This is a genomic window from Chamaesiphon sp. VAR_48_metabat_403 (assembly GCF_031422475.1).
GTDB lineage: Bacteria > Cyanobacteriota > Cyanobacteriia > Cyanobacteriales > Chamaesiphonaceae > Chamaesiphon.
Map to the genome: position 1 here is coordinate 1 of NZ_JANPLS010000230.1, position 5,910 is coordinate 5,910.

Below are 5,910 nucleotides of genomic sequence, written 5' to 3' on the forward strand. Positions count from 1 at the left end.
TAACTTAGGTAATCAAGATGGTGCTCAAGGTGGTACTGGTGGACTAATTGGCAACTCTCCACGTCCAAACTTCGGCACGACAGCCAACCCCTATCAACCGGGTGTAACGTCGTATACTCCACCAAAAGTAACACCAGGGGCAATTAATAGTGGGACAACAACAGCAATCGATCCTCTCACAGGTGCCGCTATTGCGCCAGGAGGACAATTTTCTCCAACCATCACACCAGCGGTAGTAACATACGGATTACCGACTAACTATCAAATTCCCTCTAAGTTTCTATCCACTCTCCAGGCTCAAATCATCAGCGGTAACGGCAAAATCTTGACCGATCCGACTTTGGTTGTGCAAGAAGGTCAAAAATCTACTGTCAATCTTACCCAAGATGTATTTGGTGGATTTAAGATCAACTCTGTAGCTGGAACTGGTGCGACTACTAGTACTAGAGAGCCAATTATCAAACAAGCTGGATTGACTCTAGAAATCTTGGTCAACCGGATCGATGATAATGGCTTTGTCTCGGTGGGTGTATCGCCGACTGTATCTTCGATCGGTAGTACTGTAAGTACGGCTGATGGCGACATCGCGCTGTTACAGTCGCGGACGTTAAACTCTGGTGAAATTCGCTTGCGCGACGGTCAAACCCTGATCTTGTCTGGAATCATTCAAGAATCCGATCGCACCAGCGTTAGCAAGGTACCTATCTTAGGCGATATTCCGATCTTGGGCGCGCTCTTCCGCAGTACTAATAAAACCAACCAACGTCAAGAGGTAGTTGTTTTGCTCACGCCGCAGATTCTCAACGATAACAGAGGTCAGGTTAACTATACTCCTGGTGTCGATGCGAGATTGATGATTGGAAGATAGGTTGAGAGTTTAAAGGCTACTGCGTAACACGTCTATTTGAGTTGCTGCGTAGATCTACCCACCCCGCCCTTTGGGCACCCCTCCGAGGAGGGGATTTTCCAGCCTTCCCCTTATAAAGAGGAGCGATCCGGAAAGTCCCCCTTGAAAAGGGGGATTTAGGGGGATTTAGATCTAGAAACGAAGTCCAGCCGACTTATATATGTACCAACTACATGCAAAATTGGGTACTAAATTTGGGGTCTTGACCGTTTGGAAATGATGAGTGAGCGATCGTAAATTAGTCGCCGATCTCTATCTCCGAGCCGCTAGACCCCTCTTTTTGCCCAAATTTTACATAAATAATACGCAAAATCATGAAAATCAACATAAATTAAAGCTTTCAGCGATCCAGATTAGGCTTGTAGACATTAGAATAATGCAGTGGAAATAATATTGCATGAGAGTTTCAGCAACTTTATCGCCGACTTAACGGGTAATTTGAACCCGTGCAGATAAGCGATGTAGTGACTGACGATCGTGTAAACTAGCGAAATTAAGATAAGGTGTTAATGGAATAACGCAGATCTGCGCCATTTCAAGCCTCAAATCTAACTTTCTACCACCGATTTGGGTGGCACCAATTTTGAATAATAGTGCTATGCCAATCTATCAATTAACCTCATAATGGAGATCTACGCATGAATAAAGGTGAATTAGTCGATCGGGTAGCTGAAACAGCTAGCGTAACTAAAAAGCAAGCCGATACAGTATTGTCGGCAGCATTAGAAGCAATTATGGAAGCTGTATCGAAAGGTGACAAGGTGACTCTTGTCGGATTTGGTTCGTTTGAACCTAGAAATCGCCAAAAACGTGAAGGTCGCAACCCCAGAACTGGCGAGAAAATGGAAATTCCCGCAACTAAAGTACCTGCGTTCTCTGCTGGTAAATTGTTCAAAGACAAAGTTTCTGCTGACGACTAGATTGATTTAGCTGAATTTACATTCACACATTATTCCTTGAATCGACCAAAACATGGGGGGAACCCAAGCTGGGTAGCTACAGTGGCGGGCTGTCCCCCCTCTCTGATTTTAGATTTTTCTGCGAGTATCAGCCCGCTCGGCCCTCCGCCGACGGCACTCGCAGCTATTAAGCTGCACATCGATTCGATCGCAAGTTATCCCAATCCCAACTATCCCGAACTTTGTCAGGCAATTGCCGCCCATCACAATATCGATCCTGAGTGGGTATTACCAGGCAATGGAGCCGCCGAACTGCTAACTTGGATGGGTTGGGAGTTTTCTAAATTAAATACCACCTTACTGCCCACGCCTGCCTTTGGCGACTACTGGCGATCGCTCCAAACTTTCGGGACCAGAATTATCGATCGATCGATGATGATGGATAACGGTGAAATTGGCGATCTCGATTTTGCGCTCCGCCATCTACCGACGGAAATTCCGCATTCGCTGGGCTTAATTGTTAATAATCCGCACAACCCAACCGGGCAAATTTGGCGACAAGAGACACTGTTACCCTATTTGGAAGCATTTGAACTGGTGGTAGTCGATGAGTCTTTTATGGACTTTCTACCCCCTTCAGAGCAGCAAAGTTTAATTCCCTTCACCCGCCAATATCCCAATCTGGTGGTGATGCGATCGCTGACCAAGTTTTACAGTTTGCCAGGATTGCGACTGGGCTACTGTATCGCCCATCCCGACAGATTGCGCCGCTGGCAAAACTGGCGCGATCCTTGGCCAGTTAACTCTCTAGCAGCGGCAGCAGCGATCGCCGTTTTGGGCGATACTGAGTTTCAGCAACAGACCTGGACTTGGTTGGCAGAAGCAAGAACGCGGCTATTTGTCCAATTGCAACAGATTGCTGGGTTACAGCCTTATCCGGGAGCGGCTAACTTTATGCTCGTTAAATCCGATCGTGCCGTGACGGAATTACAAACTCAACTCCTCAAACAGCATCAGATTTTAATTCGCGATTGCATTAGTTTCCCCGAATTAGGAGATCGGTTCTTTCGAGTAGCAGTACGGACGATTGCCGAAAACGATCGACTCATCGCCGCCTTAAATTCGGTTTAGTTTACCCCCCAATCCTCCTTATAAGAGCTACCGTGTGTACACAAGTCGGCTGGACTTCGTTTTGAGATCTGAATCCCCCTAAATCCCCCTAAATCCCCCTTTTCAAGGGGGACTTTGACCGGATCTGAGCAAGCTTTTTAAGGGGGTTTGGGGGATTTCCACCAATTTCGCTTTTTTCTAGAGATGTGTATACACGGTAGCTTATAAGAGGATGGCTGAGGTGAAAAATCCCCTCCGAGGAGGGGTGCCCATAGGGCGGGGTGGGTAAATCTACGCAGCAACTCAAAATTTGGTGCGATCGAGCAATAAAATTATGAAATTAACCATCCCAGAACTCTCTCTCGTCGTCCTCATCGGTGCTTCCGGTTCGGGCAAATCTTCGTTCGCGCGCCAGCATTTTCTAGAGACAGAAATTATCTCATCCGATTATTGTCGCGCGATCGTTTCGGATGATGAAACCAATCAGGCGGCGACTCAGGATGCCTTTGAATTGCTCCATTATATTACTGCCAAACGGCTCAAGGCGGGCAGGTTGACGGTTATCGATGCGACGAATGTCAAGCCAGAAGATCGCAAACCATTATTACAATTAGCCAAAGATTATCATTGTTTTGCAGTCGCGATCGCGTTTAATTTACCAGCCGAATTGTGTCACGATCGCAATCAAACTAGAGCGAATCGAGACTTTGGCATTCACGTAGTCAAGCGACATACCGAAAATCTTAAACGATCGCTGCGTCATCTCGATCGCGAATTTCGTTACGTCCATATTCTATCTAACGTCGAACAAATTGATAACGTCGAAATCGAACGTCAACCGCTGTGGAATAATCGTAAAACAGCAGCGGGGCCATTCGATATCATTGGCGATATTCACGGTTGCTGCGACGAGCTGGAAATATTGTTAACACAACTGGGATATGAAGCTCATCCTGAACCGCAACCAACTTGCTGGGACTTTCCGACCTATAAACATCCTACCGGACGGCAGGTAATGTTTGTCGGCGATTTAGTCGATCGCGGCATTCGGAATCTAGATGCGATTAAACTCGCCCGTAATATGGTGGCGGCGGGTAGTGCGATGTGCGTTTGCGGCAATCATGAATTTAAACTACTGCGTTATTTACGCGGTAAAAATGTCAAACTCAATCATGGCTTAGAATTAACAGTCGCCGAAATTGAAGCTTTACCCGAACCAATTCAAACCGAATTTCGCGCCGAACTAGCTAAATTTATCGACTCGCTCATCAGTCACTATATCTTCGATGATGGCAAGCTAGTTATCGCCCATGCTGGACTCAAGGAAGAGCTACAAGGGCGCACTTCCGGGCATGTCCGCTCTTTTGCCATGTACGGCGAAACAACGGGCGAGATCGATGAATATGGGCTATCCGTGCGGGCAAACTGGGCGCGGGAATATCGGGGTAAAGCGATGGTAGTGTACGGACACGTACCAGTAGTCGAGGCGGAATGGCTCAATAATACGATCGATATCGATACTGGTTGCGTATTTGGCGGTAAATTAACAGCGTTGAAATATCCCGAACGCGAGATCGTTCAAGTTCCTGCCGCGCGAGTATATTACGAACCGATAAAACCGTTGGATACCGAACCTAGCGTGCGGAGTGCCCAACAAGAAGATGATGATATTTTAGATATCGCCGATGTCTTGGGCAAACGATTTATCAATACTCGCCTGCAAGCGAATATCGCTATTCAAGCAGATCGTTCCGTCGCGGCTCTAGAAGTCATGAGCCGATTTGCTGCCAATCCAAAATGGTTGATTTATCTACCCCCAACCATGTCCCCCGTCGCAACTTCCAAATTGCCAGGATATCTCGAATATCCCACCGAAGCCTTTGATTATTATCGATCGATCGGTATTAATGAAGTCGTCTGCGAAGAAAAACATATGGGTTCGCGCGCAGTAATTATTATCTGTCAAGATGAAGCTGCCGTCGCCAAAAGATTTGGCATTACTGGCGAAGGCATCGGCATTTGCTACACCCGCACGGGACGGAGATTTTTCGACAACCCCATCCTCGAATCCCAAGTATTAGAGCGCGTTCGAGCAGCCTTAACCGCCTGTAACTTCTGGGAACGCCTAGAAACCGACTGGGCGTGTTTCGACTGCGAATTAATGCCCTGGTCTGCCAAAGCCCAAGGCTTGCTCAGGGGTCAATATGCCCCCGTTGGTGCAGCCGCAAATCACGCGCTCGATTATGCCAGCAAATTATATCAACAAGCATTCGATCGTGGGGTAGCAGTCGCGCCCCAACTGGACAAATTGCAAGTACGATCGACTATGGCGCATAAATACGTCGATGCTTACCGTCGCTACTGTTGGACTGTAGATTCGATCGAAGATTTCAAGCTCGCACCCTTCCACATTATGGCAACTGAGGGCGCGGTACATGCCAACAAAGACCATATTTGGCACATGCACCAAATCGCCCAAATCTGTCAGTCAGACTCAATTCTCCTCGCTACCACCCATCGCACCGTCAATCTCCAAGACGAAACCGCTCTCACCGCCGCCACCCAATGGTGGGAAGAGTTAACCCAAGCTGGCGGCGAAGGGATGGTAGTCAAGCCGATGCAGTTTATCAATTCTGGTAGCAAAGGTTTAATTCAACCAGCCGTTAAAGTCCGAGGTTCTGAATATCTCCGCATTATTTATGGTCCCGAATACGATCTCCCCGAACACCTCGACAGACTGCGCCAGCGAGGTTTGGGTGCAAAACGCAACCTAGCTTTGCGGGAATTTGCCTTAGGGATAGAAGCGTTAGAACGGTTTGTGGCGAAGTTGCCATTACGTCAGGTGCATGAATGCGTGTTTGGGGTGTTGGCGTTGGAAAGCGAACCGATCGATCCTAGACTGTAAATGAAATAGACTTTGTTATAATAATATGTACTAATATATCGGTAAGCTATGCGATCGAAAAATTATGCCATCAGCCCTGCTAAAATCGG

The 5,910-nt window shown here is 47.3% G+C and carries 4 protein-coding genes; all 4 read left to right on the forward strand.

Going from position 1 to position 5,910, the window contains the following annotated elements; all coding sequences use genetic code 11:
- Positions 1-868, forward strand: an 868-nt coding sequence (locus RMO79_RS10840; protein WP_396136571.1) for a type II secretion system protein GspD, incomplete at its 5' end; no start/stop codon positions are given.
- 677 nt (positions 869-1,545) lie between these two features.
- Complete coding sequence (locus tag RMO79_RS10845) at positions 1,546-1,827, forward strand: HU family DNA-binding protein (protein WP_309739032.1); 282 nt, start codon at positions 1,546-1,548, stop codon at positions 1,825-1,827.
- A gap of 36 nt (positions 1,828-1,863) precedes the next feature.
- The gene (cobD, locus tag RMO79_RS10850) at positions 1,864-2,937 is read left to right on the forward strand and encodes a threonine-phosphate decarboxylase CobD (RefSeq protein WP_310483168.1); all 1,074 of its coding nucleotides are present in this window, start codon (positions 1,864-1,866) and stop codon (positions 2,935-2,937) included.
- Positions 2,938-3,250: 313 nt separating this feature from the next.
- Positions 3,251-5,821 (forward strand): polynucleotide kinase-phosphatase, encoded by a 2,571-nt coding sequence (locus RMO79_RS10855; RefSeq protein ID WP_310483169.1) that lies wholly within the window; start codon positions 3,251-3,253, stop codon positions 5,819-5,821.
- The last annotated feature ends 89 nt before the right edge of the window (positions 5,822-5,910 follow it).

What these genes read in the sequence shown, in the direction of transcription:
- RMO79_RS10845 (WP_309739032.1), top strand. Translation starts at nt 1,546, where the DNA reads ATGAATAAAGGTGAATTAGTCGATCGGGTAGCTGAAACAGCTAGCGTA.
- RMO79_RS10855 (WP_310483169.1), top strand. Translation starts at nt 3,251, where the DNA reads ATGAAATTAACCATCCCAGAACTCTCTCTCGTCGTCCTCATCGGTGCT.